The organism is Kineococcus rhizosphaerae, assembly GCF_003002055.1.
Classification (GTDB): Bacteria; Actinomycetota; Actinomycetes; order Actinomycetales; family Kineococcaceae; genus Kineococcus; species Kineococcus rhizosphaerae.
The window spans coordinates 14690-35862 of record NZ_PVZF01000011.1 but is presented as its reverse complement, the minus strand read 5'-3'; the positions used below and the strand labels follow the sequence as shown (position 1 = coordinate 35862).

Annotated in this window: 25 protein-coding genes; 12 read left to right on the top strand and 13 right to left on the bottom strand. The window is 74.4% G+C overall.

The window, feature by feature from the left end; genetic code table 11:
- The first annotated feature begins 150 nt into the window (after positions 1 to 150).
- Positions 151 to 765, top strand: a complete 615-nt coding sequence (locus tag CLV37_RS19600) for a TetR/AcrR family transcriptional regulator (RefSeq protein ID WP_146149500.1) — start codon at positions 151 to 153, stop codon at positions 763 to 765.
- Positions 766 to 1160: 395 nt separating this feature from the next.
- On the opposite strand, the gene CLV37_RS29225 is transcribed toward CLV37_RS19600, so the two are convergent.
- Positions 1161 to 1448 carry an SDR family NAD(P)-dependent oxidoreductase gene (locus CLV37_RS29225; protein ID WP_425433627.1) on the bottom strand — a complete coding sequence of 96 codons (288 nt, stop codon included), beginning with the start codon at positions 1446 to 1448 and terminating at the stop codon, positions 1161 to 1163.
- A gap of 236 nt (positions 1449 to 1684) precedes the next feature.
- A complete protein-coding gene (locus tag CLV37_RS19590; protein ID WP_106213589.1) occupies positions 1685 to 2536 on the bottom strand; it encodes an SDR family oxidoreductase in 852 nt (283 codons plus the stop codon).
- Between the two features lie 171 nt (positions 2537 to 2707).
- Between CLV37_RS19590 and CLV37_RS19585 the strand changes: the two genes are divergently transcribed.
- Positions 2708 to 3526, top strand: a complete 819-nt coding sequence (locus tag CLV37_RS19585) for a helix-turn-helix transcriptional regulator (RefSeq protein WP_106213587.1) — start codon at positions 2708 to 2710, stop codon at positions 3524 to 3526.
- A gap of 516 nt (positions 3527 to 4042) precedes the next feature.
- Here CLV37_RS19585 and CLV37_RS19580 read toward each other — a convergent pair.
- The 6 genes from CLV37_RS19580 to CLV37_RS19555 form a co-directional block, all read right to left on the bottom strand.
- The gene (locus CLV37_RS19580; protein WP_170127381.1) at positions 4043 to 4333 is read right to left on the bottom strand and encodes a putative quinol monooxygenase; all 291 of its coding nucleotides are present in this window, start codon (positions 4331 to 4333) and stop codon (positions 4043 to 4045) included.
- A gap of 44 nt (positions 4334 to 4377) precedes the next feature.
- Positions 4378 to 5379: a zinc-binding alcohol dehydrogenase family protein gene (locus CLV37_RS19575; RefSeq protein ID WP_106213585.1), complete on the bottom strand. Its 1002-nt coding sequence runs from the start codon at positions 5377 to 5379 to the stop codon at positions 4378 to 4380.
- A 62-nt stretch (positions 5380 to 5441) separates the two neighbouring features.
- The gene (locus tag CLV37_RS19570) at positions 5442 to 6182 is read right to left on the bottom strand and encodes an SDR family oxidoreductase (RefSeq protein WP_106213583.1); all 741 of its coding nucleotides are present in this window, start codon (positions 6180 to 6182) and stop codon (positions 5442 to 5444) included.
- 77 nt (positions 6183 to 6259) lie between these two features.
- Positions 6260 to 7141, bottom strand: a complete 882-nt coding sequence (locus tag CLV37_RS19565) for a LysR family transcriptional regulator (RefSeq protein ID WP_170127380.1) — start codon at positions 7139 to 7141, stop codon at positions 6260 to 6262.
- A gap of 49 nt (positions 7142 to 7190) precedes the next feature.
- Positions 7191 to 7898 carry an endonuclease/exonuclease/phosphatase family protein gene (locus CLV37_RS19560; RefSeq protein WP_106213579.1) on the bottom strand — a complete coding sequence of 236 codons (708 nt, stop codon included), beginning with the start codon at positions 7896 to 7898 and terminating at the stop codon, positions 7191 to 7193.
- 20 nt (positions 7899 to 7918) lie between these two features.
- Entirely contained in the window at positions 7919 to 8383 is a 465-nt protein-coding gene (locus CLV37_RS19555) for a MarR family winged helix-turn-helix transcriptional regulator (protein ID WP_106213577.1), read from the bottom strand.
- A gap of 82 nt (positions 8384 to 8465) precedes the next feature.
- Here CLV37_RS19555 and CLV37_RS19550 point away from each other — a divergent pair, with 82 nt between their 5' ends.
- From CLV37_RS19550 to CLV37_RS19530, 5 genes are all read left to right on the top strand, one after another.
- Entirely contained in the window at positions 8466 to 9329 is an 864-nt protein-coding gene (locus CLV37_RS19550) for a dioxygenase family protein (RefSeq protein ID WP_106213575.1), read from the top strand.
- A gap of 36 nt (positions 9330 to 9365) precedes the next feature.
- Positions 9366 to 9983 carry a GTP cyclohydrolase II gene (locus CLV37_RS19545; RefSeq protein ID WP_106213573.1) on the top strand — a complete coding sequence of 206 codons (618 nt, stop codon included), beginning with the start codon at positions 9366 to 9368 and terminating at the stop codon, positions 9981 to 9983.
- The gene (gene ribD, locus CLV37_RS19540; protein ID WP_106213571.1) at positions 9983 to 10996 is read left to right on the top strand and encodes a bifunctional diaminohydroxyphosphoribosylaminopyrimidine deaminase/5-amino-6-(5-phosphoribosylamino)uracil reductase RibD; all 1014 of its coding nucleotides are present in this window, start codon (positions 9983 to 9985) and stop codon (positions 10994 to 10996) included. The genes CLV37_RS19545 and ribD overlap by 1 nt, the downstream gene beginning before the upstream one ends.
- 53 nt (positions 10997 to 11049) lie before the next feature.
- The gene (locus CLV37_RS19535; protein ID WP_170127379.1) at positions 11050 to 11517 is read left to right on the top strand and encodes a MarR family winged helix-turn-helix transcriptional regulator; all 468 of its coding nucleotides are present in this window, start codon (positions 11050 to 11052) and stop codon (positions 11515 to 11517) included.
- A 152-nt stretch (positions 11518 to 11669) separates the two neighbouring features.
- Positions 11670 to 12734, top strand: coding sequence for a sodium:proton exchanger (locus tag CLV37_RS19530; RefSeq protein WP_106213886.1), 1065 nt, complete (start codon positions 11670 to 11672; stop codon positions 12732 to 12734).
- A 14-nt stretch (positions 12735 to 12748) separates the two neighbouring features.
- On the opposite strand, the gene CLV37_RS19525 is transcribed toward CLV37_RS19530, so the two are convergent.
- Positions 12749 to 13657 (bottom strand): LysR family transcriptional regulator, encoded by a 909-nt coding sequence (locus CLV37_RS19525; RefSeq protein ID WP_106213569.1) that lies wholly within the window; start codon positions 13655 to 13657, stop codon positions 12749 to 12751.
- 85 nt (positions 13658 to 13742) lie between these two features.
- Here CLV37_RS19525 and CLV37_RS19520 point away from each other — a divergent pair, with 85 nt between their 5' ends.
- Together CLV37_RS19520 and CLV37_RS19515 are read left to right on the top strand one after the other, a co-directional pair.
- Complete coding sequence (locus CLV37_RS19520) at positions 13743 to 14624, top strand: EamA family transporter (RefSeq protein WP_106213567.1); 882 nt, start codon at positions 13743 to 13745, stop codon at positions 14622 to 14624.
- Between the two features lie 131 nt (positions 14625 to 14755).
- Positions 14756 to 15400 (top strand): CAP domain-containing protein, encoded by a 645-nt coding sequence (locus CLV37_RS19515; RefSeq protein WP_106213565.1) that lies wholly within the window; start codon positions 14756 to 14758, stop codon positions 15398 to 15400.
- Between the two features lie 34 nt (positions 15401 to 15434).
- Here the strand turns inward: CLV37_RS19515 and CLV37_RS19510 are convergent, their stop codons facing one another.
- From CLV37_RS19510 to CLV37_RS19495, 4 genes are read right to left on the bottom strand one after another with little or no spacing between them, the layout of a single operon-like run.
- Positions 15435 to 15677: a hypothetical protein gene (locus CLV37_RS19510; RefSeq protein WP_106213564.1), complete on the bottom strand. Its 243-nt coding sequence runs from the start codon at positions 15675 to 15677 to the stop codon at positions 15435 to 15437.
- Positions 15678 to 15731: 54 nt separating this feature from the next.
- Entirely contained in the window at positions 15732 to 16352 is a 621-nt protein-coding gene (locus CLV37_RS19505) for a hypothetical protein (protein WP_106213562.1), read from the bottom strand.
- The gene (locus CLV37_RS19500) at positions 16349 to 16990 is read right to left on the bottom strand and encodes an HAD family hydrolase (RefSeq protein WP_106213560.1); all 642 of its coding nucleotides are present in this window, start codon (positions 16988 to 16990) and stop codon (positions 16349 to 16351) included. The genes CLV37_RS19505 and CLV37_RS19500 overlap by 4 nt, the downstream gene beginning before the upstream one ends.
- 14 nt (positions 16991 to 17004) lie before the next feature.
- Positions 17005 to 18444, bottom strand: a complete 1440-nt coding sequence (locus tag CLV37_RS19495; RefSeq protein WP_106213558.1) for a glucose-6-phosphate dehydrogenase — start codon at positions 18442 to 18444, stop codon at positions 17005 to 17007.
- Between the two features lie 88 nt (positions 18445 to 18532).
- Between CLV37_RS19495 and CLV37_RS19490 the strand changes: the two genes are divergently transcribed.
- The 3 genes from CLV37_RS19490 to CLV37_RS19480 all read left to right on the top strand — a co-directional run bounded on the left by CLV37_RS19490 (position 18533) and on the right by CLV37_RS19480 (position 21144).
- Positions 18533 to 19441 carry an aldo/keto reductase gene (locus CLV37_RS19490; protein WP_106213556.1) on the top strand — a complete coding sequence of 303 codons (909 nt, stop codon included), beginning with the start codon at positions 18533 to 18535 and terminating at the stop codon, positions 19439 to 19441.
- Positions 19442 to 19502: 61 nt separating this feature from the next.
- Positions 19503 to 20075 carry a TetR/AcrR family transcriptional regulator gene (locus CLV37_RS19485; protein WP_106213554.1) on the top strand — a complete coding sequence of 191 codons (573 nt, stop codon included), beginning with the start codon at positions 19503 to 19505 and terminating at the stop codon, positions 20073 to 20075.
- 4 nt (positions 20076 to 20079) lie between these two features.
- A complete protein-coding gene (locus CLV37_RS19480; RefSeq protein ID WP_106213552.1) occupies positions 20080 to 21144 on the top strand; it encodes a GDSL-type esterase/lipase family protein in 1065 nt (354 codons plus the stop codon).
- Positions 21145 to 21173: the final 29 nt, after the last annotated feature.

Here is a 21173-nt window from a genome sequence, read left to right as displayed (position 1 = left end):
GTGAGGAGTTCTCCGCGCGACAGTCAGGTGCTCGTGCGTGGATCCGTCAGAACCGGGGGTCTGCCGCGCCGCGGTCCGGCCGGCTGGCCGGCCAGAAGCTGTCACAGGGTGACGCGCGGGTAGCGGGTGACGGAAAGGTACGCTGGAGTCGTGGAACACCCAGCTGCTGCTCCGGCCGCACCCAAGGGTGTGCGGGAGAGGACGAAGGACGCCATCCGCAGCGAGCTGTCGGCCGCTGCCGTGCGCATGTTCCAGGAGGTGGGGTACGCCGGCACCACGGTGGAGGCGATCGCCGCTTCGGTCGGGGTCTCGGGACGGACCTTCTTCAGGTACTTCGCGTCCAAGGAAGACGCTGTCCTGCAGCCGGTCGAGAACCTGGGGCGAGATGCCGCGATCCGACTGCTGGACAGACCCGTTCGTGAGACGCCCCTGCAAGCCCTGCGTGCCGCGCTGAACGTGGCTGTCGAGGCGGTGTTGCGAGACGTCCCCCAGATGCGGACCGTCATGCAGTTGAACGTCGAGAACCCGGAGCTGCGTCGGCGGCACCTGCAGAAGATGGACGAGTGGATCGACGACCTGGCCGGAGCACTCGCCTCCAGGCAGGGGTTGACACCCACCGATCCATCCGTACGACTGCCCTGTTCCATCGTGCTGGCGGCCTGGGAACTGGCGCTCCGCCGTTGCGCCGAGCAGGATGACTTCGAGGGGGTCGCCGAGGCTCTCGACGTGGCGCTCTCCGAGGCCAAGCAGTTCCTGCGGAGGTGACGCGGCGACGACGGCCAGCCGGTCGCTCCGTGCACTTCCGAGAGCCGTGGTGAACCGGACGCCGCCCGGGTGCCGCAGCGCCCGGAGAGCACCGGTCCCGCCGCACGATCGTCGACGGCAGCCGGGTTCTCCGTCCTCGGGGGGCGCCGCGTCGAGAACGGGACACGCAGGCTGTTCCGCGCCCCAGCGCCGGCGGCTCGGCGTGGGCAGTTCACCGCTGGCCGCCGGGTGCGCTGCTCAGTGCTCCAGGACGGGCCAGCGCTGGACTGGCGACGGGATCGCCAGGTGGTGCGTGAACGAGGGGTTCTCGCGGCGCGGAAGCGCTCCGCCGCCGACGGCCCCCCACCGGTTGCTCGCCGAGGAAGCAGGTCCGACGCTGCGGTCCAGGTGACGGGTCAGGTGCCGAAACGGGCACCGAGCCCTCCATCGACGTCCCGGGTGGCTCCGGTGACGTGGGCGGCCCCGTCGGAGACGAGGAAGGCCACGACAGCAGCGATCTCCTCCGGCTCTCCGAACCGACCGAGGGGTAGATCTGCTTCAGGTGCCGCCAAGCCGCCTCGGGATCGGGCATCGCCCGGTACGGGGCGACCACGGGGGGGCCGGACGTAGCCGGGGCAGACGGCGTTGACGCGGATGGCGTCCGCGGCCAGCTCCAGGGCCGTGGAGCGGGTCAGGCCGAGCATCCCGTCCGTGACAACCCTGGTGCACCACCAGGCGGCCTCGAGGTCGCCCGCCATGAGCGCGTCCCAGCACAGCCACCGGTCAGCCGTCCCCGGCCAGGTGCCGGGCGACGGCCGACCCGATGCCCCGGGTGCCGCCGGTGACCACGGCAGCCCCCCGTCTCGACCCACTGCCACGGCAACCGTCGGCCGCGCCACCGACCGGCTCGCCGACCGGCGTCGCGGTGGACACCTCCACCTCACACCCCGCTGGTGGTGGTCGCAGCCAGATCGGTGGCGGCGGCGCTGGCTTCCTGGGCTTCGACGTCGGCCAGGCGCTCGCGCAGCGCGTCGCGGATGATCCTGAAGGAGTCGCTGCCGGTCACCAGACGCAGCGGGGCCGGGGTCTGGTCGACGGTCGCGATGATCGCCGCGGCGACCTTGGCCGGGTCGCTGACCGAGGGCAGCGCCGGGTTCTGGATGCCGCGGCTCATCGCCGCCGGCGTGCCGTCGTAGGCGGCCAGCGGCTGCGGCAGGCGCGAGCCACCCGTGCGGAAACCGGTGGCGGCGCTACCGGGTTCGACGATGGTGATGCCGATCCCGAACGGGGCCAGGTCCTTGGCGTTGGCCTCCATGAAGCCCTCCACGCCCCACTTGCTGGCGTGGTACAGCGAGGCGCCGGGGTTGGTGGCCAGCCCACCGTAGGTGGACAGCTGGATGACGCGCCCCCCGCCCTGGGCCCGCAGGTGGGGCACCGCGGCCCGCAGGACCTGGATGGGGCCGACGAGGTTGGTCGCCAGCTGGTGCTCGATGAGTTCGTCGGTCAGCTCCTCGGCCGCGCCGAACAGGCCGTAGCCGGCGTTGTTGACGACGACGTCGATCGTGCCGAGCTCGGCGAACGCCTCCGCGACGACCTCGCGGATCCGGGCGGTGTCGGTGACGTCGAGCTGGGCGGTCCAGAGACGGTCGCCGTGGATCTCGCTCAGGTCGGTCAGGGAGGAGGTGTCGCGGGCGGTGGCCGCCACGCGGTCGCCCTGCTGCAGGAGCTGCTCGGTCATCAGGCGGCCGAAGCCGCTGCTGGAACCGGTGATGAACCAGGTGCGCTGAGCCATTGTCGTTCGACCTCTCGGTGGCTGGTGTGCCCGGACTCGCAGTGCTTGGAACCGGTGCTGCACACGATGTTCGGGTCGTGCCCGTGGCCGGAGAAGACCCCGCGGACACTGGTAGTGGCGGGGACAGGCTGAGCATCCACGGCTCGCACGGTGGCGAGTAGCGTCGGGACGGTGGAACCGCGTACGCCGTTGGCCGACTTCCTGCGCGCTCGCCGCGAGCTGGTGCAGCCCGAGGACGTCGGGCTGCCCGCGGGTAGCCGGCGCCGGGTGCGGGGACTGCGGCGCGAGGAGGTGGCGCTGCTGGCCGGGATCAGCAACGAGTACTACCTGCGGCTGGAGCAGGGCCGCGACCAGCACCCCTCCGAGCAGGTGGTCGACGCCTTGGCGCGGGCGTTGCAGCTGGACGACGAGGGCACGGCCCACGTCCTGGAGCTGTCCCGCGCCCGCCCGCGCCGACGTGCCGGTTCCACCACACACCGTCCGGAGCGGGTGCCCGACGGGGTGCGGATGCTGCTGGAGACGGTCAACGTGCCCGCCTTCGTCATGGACCGCTACCGGGACGTGATGGCGGTCAACCGGCTCGCGACCGCGTTGGAGCCGGCTCTGGTGATCGGCGCCAACCGGATGGTGTCCCTGTTCACCGACCCGCAGGCGCGCAGCTACCACCCGGACTGGGTGCAGAACACCGCCAGCGTCGTGGCGCAGTTGCGCGCAGACATCGGCGCCGACCAGGACGACCCGCGGTTCCAGGCCCTCGTGGGTGAGTTGTCGCTCAAGAGCGAGCGCTTCCGCCGGCTGTGGGCCCGCCACGACGTCAAGGCCGTCGGGTCTCCCACCGGCGTCGTGAACCACCCCGTCGTGGGGGAGTTGATCCTGCACCGGGAGAAGTTCGCCGTCCTGGGCACCACCTCACTCGTGGTCGTGGTGTACCACGCTGAGCCGGGTACGCCGTCCGCCGAGGCTCTGGCGATGCTGGCGTCGCTGACCTGACCGGTAGACGTCCAGAGGACCTGGTCCGGTGGGTTCTCGGCGACCGTCGGCCAGGAGTTCGTGTCCAGGCGCAGACCCCGCGACGACGGACGGTGCCCGAACCGGCGGATCCTCCGCGCGGGTTCAGGTGCAGGTGGCCGTGGCCGTCGTGCCCGAAGGACTGGTCGGGGTGTTGGAGCAGCGCTCGCGGCCGGTCGATCTTGGGCGTGGGGTCTCGCGGGTGGGCTGGAGGCATCGCAGGAACCAGTTGCCGCCCACACCGCAACACGACGGCGGGTTCCCGGCGAACGCTGAGCGCAGTTCCACCGACCCCGTAGCTCACGGGGCCGGCGCCGTACGCCGGCTGGTGGCTGTTGCGTCGCGGCGGGGCAGTCCCGGCCGGGTGGAACACCGCGATGATCTGGCCGACCCGTGGGCCGGCACACCTGGTGCGCGGGCTGAGGCGGCAGCCGTGCGGTGAGGGCCGACGGAAGCGCCCCCGTCGTCGTCTCCACCGGGGGCGCCACCGTGGTCCGTTCACCCCACCGGCGTGAGCGCGCGCACCGCGATGGGGCGGGCGAGCAGTCCCTCCAGCGCCGCGGACAGGTCTGCGAAGGCCGGCCCGGCGGCGTGCGCGTCGAGCGCGGCGCGGTCGGCCCACCGCTCGACCATGACGTAGGAACCGTCGCGGGGGTCGACGTTGAGCTCGTAGCGCTCGCAGCCGGCGTCCTCGTGACGGACGCGGACGACGGCGGCGCGCAGGACGTGCCCGACTTCGTCCTCGTGGCCGGGCAGAGGGGTGATGTCGGCGACGACGGTGGTGCTCACGGGAGTCCTCCTGGGGGTTTCGGGGAGTTTCGGGGGTTCGGGGTTCAGCGCGTCACGACGACCTTGCCGACGGTGCGGCCGGTCTCGACCAGGCGGTGCGCCTCGCGCAGCCCGGCGGCCGAGAAGTCCTCGATCGTCGTGGTGAGCGTCGTGCGGATCCGCCCGGCGTCGACGAGGTCGGCGGTGCGGCGCAGCAGTTCGCCCTGCTCGGCCAGGTCGGGGGTGGAGAACATCGACCGGGTGAACATGAACTCCCAGTGCCAGGCGATGCTCTTGGCCTTCAAGGGCGTCAGGTCCAGCCCGTCGGGGTCGTCGATCCCGACGACCTGCCCGAAGGGCTGCACGACCTGGGCGAACGCCTCGACCTGGCCCTGGGTGTTGGGGGTGAACAGGTGCTCGACGCCGTCGGGGGCCACGGTGTGGACGGAGGCGACGAGGTCGCGGTGGTCCACGACGCCGTCGGCACCGAGGTCGCGGACCCACCGCTCGGACTCGGGTTTCCCGGCGCTGCCCAGCACGGTGAGCCCGGTGAGCTGCTTGGCCAGCTGGACCATCACCGACCCGACACCCCCGGCCCCGGCCAGGACGAGGAGGGTCCCGGTGGAGTCGGTGTTCAGCTGCAACCGGTCGAAGAGGGCCTCCCACGCGGTGATGGTGGTCAGCGGCATCGCCGCGGCCTCGGCGAAGGTCAGGGTGGTGGGTTTGCGCGAGGCGATGCGCGCGTCGACGGCGTGCAGGTGCGCGTTCGACCCGGGCCGGGTCAGGTCACCGGCGTACCAGACCTCGTCGCCGACGGCGAAACCCTCCACGGCCTCGCCGACGGCCTGCACGACGCCGGCGGCGTCCCAGCCGAGGACCTTGGGGGTGGACTGCTTCTCCAGCCCGGCGCGGACCTTGACGTCGACGGGGTTGACGGAGACGGCGCGGACGTCGACGAGCAGGTCGTGCGGACGCAGTCCGGGGACGGGGACGGTGACGTCCACCAGGGATTCCGGGTCGCTGACGGGCAGGCCGTCGAGGGCGGCGACGGCGGGGACGGTGTTCACGGGTTTCCTCCTGCGGGTTTTCTTCGAGTGGTTTCTCTGGTTGGTTTCTTCGGGTGGGGTGGTCAGGCGAACCGGCCGCCGCCGTCGACGTGCAGCGTCGTGGCGGTGAGGAACGGGTTGGTCATGGCGAACAGGGTGGCCTGCGCCAGGTCGGTGACGGTCCCGGTGCGCCGCGCCGGGTTCGCCTGCGCGGTGGCGGCCAGGAAACCCTCCTTGGCGGTGCCGAGCCCGTCCCAGGAACCGGAGTCGACGATCCCGGGGGAGATCGCGTTGACGCGAACGGGCGCCAGTTCCACGGCCAGCGCCTGGGCGAGGAACGCCGTGGCGCCGTTCGCGGTGGCCATCGCGACGCGTTCGGCGGCCGGCCGCCAGGCGATGAACCCCGAGAACAGCGTCAGGGACCGGCCGATGTCCAGGCGCCCGGCCAGCAGCGCGGGGCCGAACACCTTGACGTCGAAGGCGCGCACGAGCGCGGCGCGGTCCAGGTCGCGCAGCGGCCCGTTCGCGGGCGCGGCGGCGAGGTTCACGACGTGGTCGACGTGCCCGAGCCGTGCGGCGAGCGCCGTGAGGGACCGCTCGTCGGACAGGTCGACGCTCTCGGGGCGGGCCCTGGCGGCGTCGGCGGCGGCTGCGGTGCGCCCGGGGTCGCGGCCGGCGAGCACGACGTCGGCGCCGGCGGCCCGGGCGAGGCGGGCCGTGGCCCCGGCGATCCCGCCCGTCCCGACGACCAGGACGGTCTGCCCGGTGAGTTCTGCGGTGGGTTCGGCGGTGGGTCCTGCGGTGGGTCCTGCGAAGGTGGTCACGGTCGTCCCAACGTGGCCGCGGCGGGTGCGCGTCCCGTCCTGCCGTGAGGTTTCCCGGCCGCCGGGGTGAGGATTCCTCACGCCAGTGCCGGCGCGCCCCCGGCGAGCAGGTCGGCGAGGAACCGCCCGGCGAGGGCGTCACCGCCGCCGGCGGGCAGCAGCACGACGACGTCGCGCCCCAGCGGCGGGGTGAACCGGACGACGCCCGTGGGGTCGCCGCCGAGCGCACTGACCGGCACGACGGCGACCCCGGCCCCGGCGCGGGCCAGGTGCGCGGCGGTCGAGGCGTTGCGGGTCCGGACCACGACGTCGAAGACGGTCCCGGCGTCGGCGGCCAGCCCGGTCAGCCAGCGGTCCAGGCCGTTGCCGGGGGTGAGCCCGACGACGGGGTGGGCCGCGACGTCGGCCACCGTCGTCGTCGTGGCCCCGGCCAGGGGGTGGCCCGGGGGGACGACCGCGACGACCTCCTCGCGGCCGACGAGGTGCACCTCCCCGGTCCAGCTCCCGGGCCGGGGAATCACCCCGAGGTCGGCGCGACCGGCCTCGAGGTGGGCGGCGAGGGTGTCGGCGCTGACGAACTCGGCGAGTTCGACGACCACGTCGGGGTGCTCGCGCCGCCAGCGGGTCAGGACGGGGGCGACGAGCGGGGCGGTGAGGGTCTCTCCGCAGGCGACCCGCACCCGTCCCGCGCTCCCGGCGGCCACGGCCCGGCCCAGGCGGGTCACCGCGGCGGCGGCCTCGACGGCGCGCCGGGCGTCGGCCTCGACCGCGCGGCCGGCCGCGGTGGCCTGCACCCCGCGCGGGAGGCGGTGCAGGAGCGGGGTGCGCAGCTCGCGCTCGAGGGCGGCGAGCTGGTGGGAGATCGCCGACGGGGTGGTGTGCAGCCGCCGCGCGGCTTCGGCGAGGGAACCGTGGTCGAGCACCGCGACGAGGAGCTCCAGGGCACGCAGGGTGGGCACGGGGTCAGGCTGGCGCACGCGCCGGGTCGGGGAGCGGGCGGCCTCGGGCTCAGGCCGGGACGGGGGCCTTCACGCGGGCCTCGACGAGCACGGGCAGGTGGTCGGACCCGGCCTGCTGCAGCGTCTTCACCTTCTCGATGTGCATGCCCTCGGAGATGGCGAAGTCGAAGTGCCCCCGGAACCGCTTGCGCACGTAGGTGGGCAGGTCGCTGTGGGAGACCTCGAAACCCTGCTCGGCCAGGCGCCGGGCCAGGGAGCTGGCGAACCACGGGTAGTTGAAGTCCCCGACGACGAGGGCCGCGGACCCGTGGGCGGCGGCGCGGATGGCGCCGAGGGCCTCGGTGATCTGGTGGCGGCGCATGGCGTTCGTCGCCGACAGCGGGGCGGTGTGGATGGAGGCCAGGGTCAGCAGCGCCCCGTCGTCCTCCAGGTCCTCGAACCGGACGGCGAGGAGCCGTTCGTGGGCGGGGGCCAGGAAGCGGTCGTGCATGGACCGGCGCAGCGGACGCAGCTCGTGGCCGTGCAGGTGCAGCCGGTCGGGGCGGTAGTACAGGGCCAGGCCGAGCCGGTTGCGCTGGGTGGCACCGGCCAGGACGAGGGGGCCGACGGTCTCGGGCAGGCGCAGGGTGTCGCACTCCTGCAGGCACAGCGCGTCGACGTCGTGCACCTGCGCGAGGTCGGCGAGCTCGAGCGTCGCGCGTCCCTCGTGGAGGTTGTAGCTGATCGTCTTCAGTGCGCGACCTGTCGGTGCTCCCACCCCTCGAACGTACCGCCCTCCTACCGGGTGCGCTCGGCTTCGGCCGAGCGCAGGACGCTGTCGCCGATCTCGCGCAGCGCCCGGACCTGCTCGGGGGTGAGCGCGTCAAACACCGCGCGCCGCACGGCCCCCACGTGGCCCGGGGCGGCGGCGGCGACCCGGTCCCACCCGGCGTCGGTGAGGGTGGCGAGCGTGAAGCGGCCGTCCCCGGGGTCGGGGCGCCGCGTCAGCCAGCCCCGGCGTTCGAGGCGGCGGGCGACGTGGGACAGGCGCGACAGGGAGCCGTGGGCGAGCCCGGCCAGGCAGCTCATGCGCAGGGTGCGGTCGGGGGCCTCGGACAGGGCCGACAGCACCCAGTACTCGAAGTGGGTCAGGCCGGCATCGCGCTGCAGCTGGGCGTCGAGGGCGGCGGGCAGGACGGTGAGCAGCGCCGCCAGCCGCCGCCACGCGGCCTGCTCCTCGGCGTCGAGCCAGTCCGGTTCCATCACCCTCCTCGTTGTTGACGGTTCAAGTCTCGGTGTCTACTGTCGATTGAAGCATCAAGTCACCGTCTCCGGGAGGTCCGCCGTGTCGATCGTCAACCCCGCCGTGCCCGCCGGCGCGTTCGACGACTTCCTGCGCGCCGGCCGTCCCGCGCAGCGCGCCTGGACGCCGGACGACGGCCCGTTCCCGGCCTTCTACGTCAGCCACGGCGCCCCGCCCGTCTTCGACGACCCGCTGTGGATCCGCCAGCTGTCCGACTGGGCGCTGAGCCTGCCCACGCCCCGCGCGATCCTCGTCGTCAGCGCCCACTGGGAGTCCGAGCGGGCCGTCCTCAGCTCGCCGCTGGCGGGCACACCGCTCGTGTACGACTTCGGCGGCTTCCACCGGCGCTACTTCGAGATGCGGTACGCCACCCCGGACGCCACGGCGCTCGCGCGGCAGGTGGCCGCGCTGATGCCCGCCGACGAGCCCCTGCACGTCGCCGGCCGCGGTCTGGACCACGGCGCCTGGGTCCCGCTGAAGGTCATGTACCCCGACGCCGACGTGCCCGTGCTGCAGCTCAGCATGCCGACCCACGACCCCGACCGGCTCCTGGCCCTCGGGCGCCGGTTGCGGCCGCTGCGGGAACAGGGTGTGCTCGTCATCGGTTCGGGTTTCATGACGCACGGACTCCAGTTCGCGACCCGGGAGATGTTCTTGTACAACGAAGTGCCGACGTGGTCCCGGGAGTTCGACGCCTGGGTCGCCGAGGCGCTGGCCCGTGGCGACGTCGACGCCCTGGCCGACTACCACCGCGCCCCCGGGATGCCCTACGCCCACCCGACCGTCGAGCACTACACCCCGTTGTTCATCACGCTCGGCGCGGCGACCGACGCGGCCGCACCACCCACCACCGTCATCGACGACTTCCAGATGGGGTTCGCCAAGCGCTCCCTGCAGGTCGCCTGAGATGCAGCCCCTGAAGTCGCCAGAGAGGAACAGATCGTGACCCAGACACCCGTCGCGACCGTCCGCACCGCCGTCGACGTCCCCCTCCGCTTCGCGGACGGGTACCGCACCACGGCCCGCGTCCACACCTTCGACGGTCTCGTCGACGGCAAGGAGCACCTGGCCCTCGCGCTGGGGAACTGGCAGGAGGGCACCCCCCTCGTCCGCCCCCACAGCGAGTGCCTCACCGGTGACGTCTTCGGTTCCGAACGCTGCGACTGCGGCCCGCAGTTCCGCGAGGCCGTCGAGCGCATCGCCACCGCCGGCGGTGTGCTGCTCTACCTGCGCCAGGAGGGCCGCGGCATCGGCCTGTACGCCAAGCTCGACGCGTACGCGTTGCAGGACAGCGGGTTGGACACCTACGAGGCGAACCTCGCACTGGGTCGCGGGGAGGACGAACGCGACTACACGGTGGCCGCGCAGATGCTGGACGCCCTCGGTGTGAGCGGCATCAACCTGCTGAGCAACAACCCCGACAAGGCCGAGCAGCTCGAGGCGCACGGCATCTCCGTCGAGCGCCGCGTCCCCACCGGTGTGCACCTGTCCGCCGCGAACGCGCGGTACCTGCGCGCCAAGCGGGACCACACCGCCCACACGCTGGACCTCGCGGGCTGATGCCGGCCCACGACGAGGAGTTCATGGCCCGGGCGGTGGCGCTGGCCGCCCGCGGCCTGGGGACGACGTCCCCGAACCCCGTCGTGGGGTCCGTGCTCGTGCGCGACGGCCGGGTCGTGGGGGAGGGCTGGCACGAACGCGCCGGCGGCCCGCACGCCGAGGTGGGTGCGCTGGCCGCCGCCGGGGAACTCGCCCGGGGAGCCACGGCGTACGTGACGCTGGAACCCTGCAACCACCACGGCCGCACCGGTCCCTGCGCCCAGGCCCTCATCGCCGCCGGGGTCACCCGCGTCGTCTACGCCGTCGCCGACCCCGGTGCGCTCGAGGGCGGCGGGGCCGGCACGCTGCGCGCCGCGGGCGTCGACGTCGTCGCCGGCGTCCTGGCCGACGAGGCCGAACGCGTCAACGAGGTGTGGCTCACGGCCAAGCGCTCGGGGCGCCCGCACGTGCTGTGGAAGTTCGCCGCCACGCTCGACGGCCGGTCCGCCGCCGCCGACGGGACGAGCCGCTGGATCTCCTCGGCGGCCTCCCGCGAGCAGGTGCACGACCTGCGCCGGCGCGTCGACGCGATCGTCGCCGGCTCCGGGACCGTCCTCGCCGACGACCCGCACCTGACGGCCCGCGCCGCCGACGGCACCCCGTCCGCGCGCCAGCCGCTGCGCGTCGTGCTCGACCGTCGCGGTCGCGTCCCCGCGGGCGCCCGGGTGCTGGACGACGCCGCCCCGACGCTCGTCTCGCGGGCCGAGACGCCCCGGGCGTTGCTGGACGAGCTGCACGGCCGGGGCGTCGTGTCCGTGCTGCTCGAGGGCGGGCCCACCCTGGCCGGGGCCTTCCTCGCCGCGGGCCTGGTCGACCGGGTCGTCGCCTACGTCGCGCCGACGCTGCTGGGGGCGGGGACCAACGCCCTCGGCGGCACGGGGATCACGACGATCGCCGACGCGATCGCCCTCGACGTCGACGACGTGTCCGTCGTGGGCGGGGACGTGCGCCTGTCGGGGCGTCCGCGCCGCTGACCGCCGCCCGCGGGCGCCCCGGTCCCCGACGGGCCCCCGCCTACGATGATCCGGTGACCGACACCGACGGCAGTCCGCGGGCGACGGCGGACGCGGCCCGGGCTCTCGTCGGGATCGCGGTGCGGTCCCTGGCCGACGCCCTCGAGCACGTCACCCTGACCCAGTACCGCGTCCTGGTCCTCGTCGTCACGGACGGCCCGACGCGCAGCGGTTCGCTGGCCGACCAGGTCGGCGTCCACCCGTCGAGCTTCACCCGGCTCGCCGACCGGCTCGTCGCCGGCGGCTGGGCCGTGCGCACCGAGAACGCGGAGAACCGGCGCGAGGTGCTGCTGGGCGCGACCGCGCGGGGCGAGGAACTGGTCGCTGCCGTGATGCGGCGCCGGGAGGACGAGATCGCCACGGTGCTCGCGCACGTGACGCCACGCCGACGCCGGTCCATCGAACTCGGCATGACGGCCTTCGCCCGCGCGGTGGAGACCCTCGTCGCCTCCGGCGACCTCCCGCCGAACCCCGAGGTCTGACCCCCCCAACGGTTGACGTCGTGCAAATCTGGCGGAACCGGTAACGAGGGTCCAGCATGGAACCGTCAGAGCACGAGCACGCACCCCCGGTCGCGGGCCGGTTGCGCCGCAGTGCGTCCGAGAACCCGCCGGTGGAGGAGAACCCCGTGTCCCTGGCCTCCCTGTCCCTGCCGTGGCTGCTGCTCGTGTTCGCCGTCGCCGCCGCCGCGATCTGGGTCGCCGGTGTCCAGCTGTCCGACCAGACCGACGTCCTCGCCGAGCGGCTGCACCTCGGGGCCGCCCTCGGCGGGACCGTCCTGCTCGCCGTCGCGACGAACCTGCCCGAGATCGCCATCACCGTCAGCGCCGCCGCGAGCGGGGACGTGGGCGTCGCCACGGGGAACGTCCTGGGCGGCATCGCCATCCAGACCGTCGTCCTCGTCGCGCTCGACGCGTTCGGGACCCGCGGCGGACGGCCGCTCACGCACCGGGCGGCCTCGCTCGGGCTCGTGCTGGAGGGGGCCGTGGTGATCGCCGTGCTGGGGGTCGTCATCGCCGGCACCCAGCTGCCGCGCGACCTGGTCGTGGCCCGCGTCGCGCCCGGTGGCCTGCTCATCGCCGTGCTGTGGGTGGTCGGCCTGGTGCTCCTGGGCCGCGCCGGGCGCGGGCTGCCGTGGCAGGAGTCCGGCGAGGCCCCAGACAACCAGGGACCCCCGAAGGGTCACAGCCGCACCACGAAGGAACGGGCGGCGACGTCGAAGGGCACGAGCACCGCGCGCGCCGCGGTCGTGTTCGCCGTCGCCGCCCTCGTCACCCTCGTCGCCGGAGTGGTCCTCGAACGCAGCGGTGACCGGATCGCCGGGCACGTCGGCTTGTCCGGGGTGCTGTTCGGGGCGACGGTCCTGGCTGCGGCGACGTCGCTGCCGGAGCTGTCCACCGGGCTCACGTCGGTGCGCAACGGCGACCACCAGCTCGCCGTCAGCGACATCTTCGGCGGCAACGCGTTCCTCCCCGTGCTGTTCCTCCTCGCGAGCCTCGTCTCGGGGCAGGCCGTGCTGCCGCAGGCGCAGTCCAGCGACATCTACCTCACGGCCGTCGGGATCCTGCTGACCGTCGTCTACGTGGTGGGGTTGATCTTCCGACCCACCCGGCGCGTGCTGGGGATGGGCGTGGACTCCCTCGTCGTCCTCGTCCTCTACGTCGTCGCCGTCGCCGGGCTCGTCACGCTGCCCGGCTGACCCTCACCGGACCGTCACGCCCGGGGTCGGGAGACCTCCTGCGCCACCTGCCGCAGCGCGCTGCGGAACGCCCGCACCGCGGGCCGGTCCGCCGCCCCGCGGCGCACGCCCGTGAACAACCGGCGGGCCGGGTGCTCGGGCAGGTCGATCACCCGCACGCGCGGCGCGCGACCGGCGTGCGAGAGGTCCGGCAGCAGCGCGACCGCGTGACCGGTCTCGACGAGGTGCACGTGCAGCAGCGCGTCCGGCGTCTGCACGCGCACGTCCGGTTCGAAACCCGCCCGCCGGCAGCGCGCCAGCGCCCAGCGCCCCGGGTCGGTGCCGACGGGTTCGAGGACCCACGGCGCCCCCGCGAGGTCCTCCAGCGCCCGTGCCCCGGCCCAGGGTCCCGTCAGGGGCACCGCGACCCGCAGCTCGTCGTGGACGAGGTCCTCCTCGTGGACCGAGGCCGACCGCGGGTGCGGGGCGTCGGGGTACTCCTCGCCCAGCACCAGGTCGACGTCGCGGGCGGCCAGCGCCGAGAACGCCGGTTCGACCTCGCGGTGGTCGATGACGACGCGCAGGGCCGGGTGCGCGGCGGCGAGCGCCGTCAGCGCGTCCGGGACGAGGGCGAACAGGACGGTCTGGAAGCTCGCGACCCGCAGCGTCCCCACGGCCTCCCCGGCCAGGGCCGCGAGGTCGGCCTCGGCCTGTTCGAGCTGGGCGAGGACGACGTCGGCGTGCTCGACGAGGAGCCGCGCGGCGGGCGTCAGCACGACCCCGCGGCCGAGCTTCTCCAGGAGGGGGACGCCGGCTTCGGCCTCCAGCTGGGACAGCTGCTGCGAGACGGCGGAGGGGCTGTAGCTCAGGGCCGCGGCGACGGCCGCGAGGGTGCCGCGGCGGTGCAGCTCGCGCAGCAGTCGCAGGCGGTGGACGTCCAGCACGACCCCTCGATCCGTCAGGAGAACTGAACGGTACTGCTCGGAGACGTTCGCTGGACAGGACGTTTCCCGGGCGCAGACTGGTGGGGTGGGTTCGATCCTCCTCGTCATCGGCTCCTGCACCTCGTTGCAGTTCGGCGCCGCGCTCGCCGTCCACCTCTTCGCCCTCGGCGGCAGCACCGGGACGACCCTGCTGCGGCTGGGTCTGGCCGCGCTCGTGCTCCTGCTCCTGGTGCGACCGCGGGTGCGGGCGTGGACGCGGGTGCAGTGGCGCGCCGCCCTGGTGCTGGGGCTGAGCCTGGGCGCGATGAACGGCTGCTTCTACACGGCCCTGTCGCGCATCGACCTCGGGACCGCCGTCACCATCGAGTTCCTCGGCCCGCTGACCCTGTCGGCCGTCCTCAGCCGCCGTGCCCGCGACCTGGTGTGGGTGGGGCTCGCGCTCGTCGGCGTCGTCGTCCTCGGCCTCACCGGCGAGCACCACGGCGGCTCGCTGGACCCCGTCGGCGTGACGTTCGCCCTGCTGGCCGGGGCCTGCTGGGCGGCGTACATCCTGGCCAGCGCCCGCGTGGGGCGGGTCACGGAGGGTCACGGGGGGCTGGCCGTGGCGACGGCCGTGGGGGCGCTCGCGCTCGTCCCCTTCGGCGCGAGCGGTGCGCTGCACGCGGTCTCGACCCCCCACGGGCTGCTGCTGGCGCTGGGGACGGCCGTGCTCGCCTCGGTGGTGCCGTACTCCCTCGAACTCGCCGCGCTGCGCCGGTTGCCGCAGCGGACGTTCGGGGTCCTGCTCAGCCTGGAACCGGTCATCGCCTCCCTCGCGGGGTGGGTGCTGCTCGGGCAGGGCATGACGGTCCTCGGCGGGGTCGGGGTCGTCCTGGTCGTCGCGGCCAGCGCCGGAGCGACCTGGACGGCGGCTCGGGGCCCCGTCGAGGAGGCCCGGGAACCGGTGCTCACGACGCCGGCGGGCTGACCGCCGAGGGAGCGGAATCGACGGGGCGTCACGACTCGTCGCTCGTTCGGGCTACAGGAACCGGCCCCGGGGGTCGAGGCAGTGGGGGAGCACCAACGCCCCCCGAACGCCCTCGCCCCCCGGAGGACCCCGTGGCCACCCCCGCCCGTACCCCCGCCCGCACCGCTGCCCGCACCACCGTCCGGCGTCGCGTCCTCGGCGCCGTCGCCGTCGCTGCCGCCGCCGCCGGTGTGGTCACCGGATCCGGTGCGGCGCAGGCCGACCCGCAGTCCCTGGTCGGTGACGGCGCGCAGGCCTGGCACGCCTACGAACTCGTCAACGCCGCCCGCGTCCAGAACGGCCTGCCCGCCCTGGGCCTGTCCGACGACGCCAACCGCGTCGCCAGCGACTGGGCGTTCCGGATGGCCGGCGACGCGCAGCTCAAGCACAACCCCGACCTGTCCCGGCAGCTGAACGGCTGGTCCCTCGTCGCCGAGAACGTCGGCGTCGGCGCGGACGCCGACCAGCTGCAGAGCGCGTTCATGAACTCCCCGGGCCACCGCGCGAACATCCTGCGCCCGGAGGTCGGCGTCGCCGGTTTCGGCGCCGTCCGGTCCCAGGACGGCCGCCTGTGGGTGGTCCAGGTCTTCGAGCAGCCCAACGGTCCCGTCGCCGGTTTCCACCCCGCCCCGGCCCCGGCCCCCGCGCAGACCGCCGCCCAGACCGCGCCGCAGGCGCTGCCCGCCGGGGGGTCCGACGCCCCCGTGCTCGACCGGGGCGCGCGCGAGGTCGCCTGACCGCGCCACGGTCCGGGCCGCGCCGCAGGCCCGGTCAGCGCAGCCGCTTGCGGCGCCGCTGCTCCACGTACGCCTCGAGGTTCTCCCGGTAGTGGTCGGCGACGGCCTGCGCCGCGGCCTCGCTGCGGTAGCCGTCGTCGACGCGGATGGTCACGTAGACCTCCCAGGCGCCGTCGCTGCGCCGCCCGAGCCGGACCTCGGTCCACTCGTCGTCGAGGTGCGGCAGCAGCATGAGCTCGGGGAAGTTGCCCGGGTTGGCGAGCAGGTCGTCCGACATGGCCCCACTCTGGCCCGTCCGGCGCCACCACGCGCAGGCGACACGAGCGCCGTCTCAGCGTCCCCGCCGCCGGGTGACCCACCCCGCCAGCCGGCCGGCGACGGCGTCCGGGCCGGTGCGGGTCGTGTCGAGGGTCTCGACGGCCCACCGCGGGTCGCCCGCCGTCCAGTCCGACCACCGGTCCCAGCGCATCGGCGCCCACCCGCCCGTCGTGACGACCTCGGGGTGGTGCCGCGGGTCGGCGGCGTGCGCGCGGTGCCAGCGGCCCCAGCCCACGAAGGCGTCGAGGGCCGCCGCGTCCCACCGGTCGCCGTCGCGGGCCCGCAGCCGGGCGAGGCGGACGTCGTCCTCGACGTCGAGCAGGCAGACCGCGAGACCGTCGAGCCGCGGCGCCGACGGGCAGGCGAGCAGTTCCCCCAGCGGGGACTGCCCGGCCAGCAGCAGGTCGACGCCCTCGGCCTGCCGTTCCAGCGCGAACCGCACCCAGCGTTCGAGGGACGACTGCCGCCAGGCCGTGTCCGCGTCGCTGGGGACGCCGAGCTCGTCGGCGTCGTGGACGGCGAGGGACGGCAACCGCCGCAGCGCGGGCAGCACCGTCGTCTTGCCCGCGCAGCTCGACCCCGAGGCGTGGAACAGCACGGGGACGACGATCCCGTCCGGCCCGGGGGCCTTCAACGGGTTTCCAGCACCTCGACGTCACCCAGGACCCGCCGCAGGCGGGTCAGGTCCCGGCCCGCGACGAGGTGCGCGGTCCGTGCGGCCCGCAGCAGCGGCAGGTCGAGCAGGCTGTCGGAGTAGGCGTCGTCGACGGGCAGGTCGACCCCGTGAGCGCGCAGCGCCTCGACCTTCAGCTCGCCGCGGATCGCCGTCGCCCGCGGGGGCAGCCACCGCCGGTGCGCGTAGGGGCTCGCGACGAGTTCCACGCCGGTGAGGTCGAGGTCGGCGAGCACGAGACGGGCCAGGGGTTCGGCGCAGGCCGTGGCGACGACCACCCGGTCCCCGGCGGCGACGTGCGCGGCGAGACGTTCGAGGGCCGGTCCGATCCGCCGCCGCGCGTGCCGGACGGCGTGCCGGCGCCACCGGCGGTCGACGCCGCGCGGGCCGAGGCCCACCGTGGCCGTCGCGACGACGAGGAGTTCGCCGCGCGTCCGGGAGACCAGCAGGGCCGGGCAGAGCGCCAGGGCCAGGACCGCCCGCCACGGTTCGCGCCGCCACGAGGAGCCCAGGAACCGCCCCAGCGAGTCCCCGCGCACCAGCGTCCCGTCGAGGTCGAAGACGACCGTGCGCCGCCGTCCGGGGGGACGACGGCGCACGGGTTCCCCGGGGTTCAGCCGCGCGGGCGTTCGGTGAGCCAGCCGTAGGGGGCGGCGATCTCCTCGGCCTCGACCGGGCCCCAGCTGCCCGGTTCGTACGGGTGCAGCTCGGGGCGGTGGTCCAGCATCGGGGCCGCGACCTGCCACGCGCTGCGCAACCCGGCGGAGGTGGTGAACAGCGCGCGGTCGCCGATGAGGACGTCGCGCAGCAGCGCCGCGTACGGCGGCAGCGGTTCGGCGTTGGGCAGTTCGGCCAGGTCCAGGTACAGCTTGCCGGGGACCAGGTCGTCGGAGACGCCGGGGCGGCGGGCGGTGACTCCGGCGAACAGGGACCCGTTGCCCGACAACGTGAACGTCAAGGTCTCGGGCGCGGCCTCGTCGTCCTTCTGCGGGGAGTTCAGCGGCCGCTTGAACACCAGGGTCACGTGCTGGTGGGACTCGGCGAGCTTCTTGCCCGTGCGCAGGACGAACGGCACCCCGCTCCAGCGTTCGGTGTCGACCCACACGCGGGCCGCGACGAACGTGTCGGTCGTCGACCCCTCGCGCACGTCCTTGATCTCCCGGTACCCGGTGCCCTGCCCGAGGACGACCTCGGCGGGGTCCAGGGGGCGGAACTTGGCCAGGACGTCCTCGCGGGCCTGGGCCAGGGCGTCGGAGGTCCAGTCCGCCGGCGGGTCGAGGGCGACCTCGGCGGCCACCTGCAGCAGGTGGGTGACGAGCATGTCCAGGGTGGCGCCGGTCTCGTCGTAGAACGTGGCGCGGTCGTCGACGCCGAGGACCTCGGGGACGTCGATCTGGACCTGGGCGACGTGCTCGTTGGACCACAGCTGCTCGATCATCCGGTTCGCGAACCGGATGACGTGCAGCTGCTGGGTGGCCTCCTTGCCCAGGAAGTGGTCGATGCGGAACACCTGCTGCTCGTCGAACACCGACAGCACGAGCTGGTCGAGGTGCTCGAAGGACTCCGGGGAGGTGCCGTAGGGCTTCTCGTAGACGACGCGGGTCCCCTCGGCCAGGCCGTGGGCGGCGATGGCCTTCGTGTAGTCCTCGAACGTCGAGGGGGGCAGGGCGAGGTAGTGGACGATCTGCGCGTCCCGGCCGAGCTCGTCCTTCGCGGCGGCGATCGCGTCGAGGAGCTCGCCGGGGTCGTCGGCGGTGAACCCGCCGCCGGCGAAGCGCAGGCCGGGCAGGATCGAGTCGATGACCTCGTCGGTGACGCCGTTCTTGCCGCGGGCGAACTCGGCGAGCCCGTCGCGCACGTGCTGGCGGTAGGTGTCGTCCGGGGTGGCGCGGCGGCCGGAGCCGATGAGGACCCACTGCTCGGGCAGCAGGCCGGCCGCGGCGAGCGCCGCGAAGCCCGGCATGACCAGACGCTTGGCGAGGTCACCGCTGGCGCCGTACACCACGAAGACGGTGGGGCCGGCGCTCGTGGTGGCGCCCAGCGCGTTGTTCATGGTCCGTCTCCAACTCAGGGGGGTCGGGGCGGGTGCTCGTTCAGCACCCCGTGCCTACGCTACGCGAGTGACGAACACCACTTCCTGGGTGCACCGGCTGGGGCTCGGGCTGGCCGCGGCCGGCCGGCCGGCGTACATCACGCTGGGGCGGTCGGAGGACCTCGCGGCGTCACGATCCGTCGAGGATCTCGAGGCGCGCTGTCACCAGCTGCTCGACCTGGCGTGGCAGCGGGGGATCCGCTACGTCGACGTGGCCCGCTCCTACGGCTACGCGGAGCGTTTCCTCGGCAGCTGGCTCGCGGCCCACCCGGGGCACCGCGAGCAGCTGACGATCGGGTCGAAGTGGGGGTACGAGTACGTGGGTGGCTGGTCGCTGGACGCGCCGGTCCACGAGCGCAAGGACCACTCCCCCGCGGTGTTCGAGCGGCAGTGGCCCGAGACGCTGGACGCGCTCGGCGGCCCGCCCGACGTCTACCTGGTCCACTCGGTGACGCCGGACAGCCCCGCGCTGCGGGACGCGGCCCTGCTCGCCGCGCTGCGCGACCTCGCGGACAGCGGTGTGCGGGTGGGGATCTCGACGAGCGGTCCGGCGCAGGGCGCCGTCCTGGAGGAGGCGCTGGGGCTCGACGGGCCGTTCACGGCCGTGCAGGCGACGTGGAACCTGCTGGAGCGCTCGGTCGGTCCCGTCCTCGCGCAGGCGCACGACGAGGGGTGGCTGGTCGTGGTCAAGGAGGGCGTCGCCAACGGCCGGCTGACCGCCCACGGGTCGGACCGGGCGATCGCGGCGCTGGCCCGGGTCGACGGGCAGACGGTGGACGCGTTCGCGCTCGGCGCGGTCCTGGCCCAACCGTTCGTGGACGTGGTCCTGAGCGGGGCGGTGACGGCGCAGCAGCTGGAGCAGAACCTCGCGGCCCGGCCCCCGGCCGTGGTGCCCGACGGGTACTGCGAGCAGCCGGAGACGTACTGGGCGACGCGGAGCTCCCTGCCCTGGGCTTGACGTTTCCTACGACCATTAGGCAATCTCCTCCATGAAGTAGGAATCGTGGGGGGAGGTCGTCGTGCCGAGAGCCGGGCTGGACCGGGCACGGCTCGTGCGCGCGGGCGCCGAGCTCGCCGACGAGGCGGGGTTCGCCGGGGTCACGCTGTCGGCCCTCGCGGCGCGGTTCGGCGTCCGGCCCGCGAGCCTGTACGCCCACGTGGGCGGGCTCGCGGACCTGAGCGCGGGCATCACCGCGCTCGCCCTCGACGAGCTCGCCGACCGCGTGGGCGCGGACCTCGCGGGACGGCAGGGACGCGACGCGCTCGCCGCCTACGCCCGGGCCCACCGCACCTACGCCCACGAGCACCCCGGCCGGTACGAGGCGGCCCGCGCCCCGCTGGCCGAACCCTCGCCCGACGCCGTCCGCGCGGGGGGCCGCAACGCCGACCTGGCGTTCGCCGTCCTGCGCGGGTACGCGCTGCCGGAGTCCGAGCAGGTGCACGCCGTCCGGTTCCTCGGCGCGACCGTGCACGGTTTCACCGCCCTGCACAGCGCCTTCGGGCACCGCGCCCCCGACCTCGAGGACTCCTGGGAACGGGCCCTCGACGTCCTCGACGCCGCCCTGCGCGGGTGGCCCACCCCAGGAGGCTGACCCCGTGGAGATCCCCCTCACCGAGCAGTTCGTGCACGGTGCCCTGGAACTGGAGCGGACGGAGCGCGGCGTCCTGCCGCACCGGCTCCCGGCCTGGGCGCGCCGGCAGTTCCCCGACCCCCAGCTCCTGACCTCCGAGGCGCAACCGGCGGGTGTGCGGATCGCGTTCCGGGGGGCCGTGACCTCCGTGGAGCTCGACGTCGTCTCGACCCGCCAGAGCCACCCGGGCGTTCCGCCGCGCCCACCGGGGGTGTTCGACCTGCGGGTCGACGGCGAACTCCTCGCCCTGACGACGGCCGACGACGGCCGCGTGGAGTTCCACGGCCTGCCCCCGCGCGAGGGTCTCGTCGAGGTCTGGCTGCCGCACGCCGAGCGGACCGAACTCGTCGCCTGCCGGGTGGACGGCCGCGCCGGACCCGTCGCCGACGACCGCCCGGTGTGGCTGCACCACGGCAGTTCGCTGTCCCAGGGGTCGAACGCGGCCAGTCCCAGCACGACGTGGGTCGCGCTGTCCTCACCGGGGTCGCGGCTGCTGAACCTGGGGCTCGGCGGCGGGTGCCTGCTCGACGCCTCGACGGCCCGGGCGCTGCGGGACGCACCGGCCGACGTCGTCAGCCTCGAACTCGGCATCAACGTCGTGAACTCCGACGCGATGCGCCTGCGGGCGTTCACCCCCGCCGTCCACGGTTTCCTCGACACCGTGCGCGAGGGGCACCCGGACACCCCGCTGCTCGTGGTCACGCCGTTGTACTGCGCGCTGCACGAGCAGACCCCCGGACCGGGGGCGTTCGACCTCGACGCCCTGGCGCGCGGGGAGGTCCGGTTCCGCGCGACGGGGTCGGCCGAACCCGGCCGACTCACCCTGTCGGCGCTGCGCGAGGAACTGGCCCGCGTCGTGCGGCAGCGGCAGGAGGACGACCCGAACCTGTTCCTCGTCGACGGTCTGGAGCTGTTCGGGGCCGCCGACGAGGCCGCGCACCCGTTGCCGGACGCGCTGCACCTCGACCCCGCCGGGCACCGCCTGGTGGCGGAACGCTTCACCCCTCACCTCGCGCCCCACCTGCGCTGACCCACCCCACCGCGATCGAGGAACTCCGC

What these genes read in the sequence shown, in the direction of transcription:
- CLV37_RS29225 (WP_425433627.1), bottom strand. Translation starts at nt 1,448, where the DNA reads ATGCTCGGCCTGACCCGCTCCACGGCCCTGGAGCTGGCCGCGGACGCC.
- CLV37_RS19590 (WP_106213589.1), bottom strand. Translation starts at nt 2,536, where the DNA reads ATGGCTCAGCGCACCTGGTTCATCACCGGTTCCAGCAGCGGCTTCGGC.
- CLV37_RS19555 (WP_106213577.1), bottom strand. Translation starts at nt 8,383, where the DNA reads ATGGAACCGGACTGGCTCGACGCCGAGGAGCAGGCCGCGTGGCGGCGG.
- ribD (WP_106213571.1), top strand. Translation starts at nt 9,983, where the DNA reads ATGCCGGCCCACGACGAGGAGTTCATGGCCCGGGCGGTGGCGCTGGCC.
- CLV37_RS19510 (WP_106213564.1), bottom strand. Translation starts at nt 15,677, where the DNA reads ATGTCGGACGACCTGCTCGCCAACCCGGGCAACTTCCCCGAGCTCATG.
- CLV37_RS19495 (WP_106213558.1), bottom strand. Translation starts at nt 18,444, where the DNA reads ATGAACAACGCGCTGGGCGCCACCACGAGCGCCGGCCCCACCGTCTTC.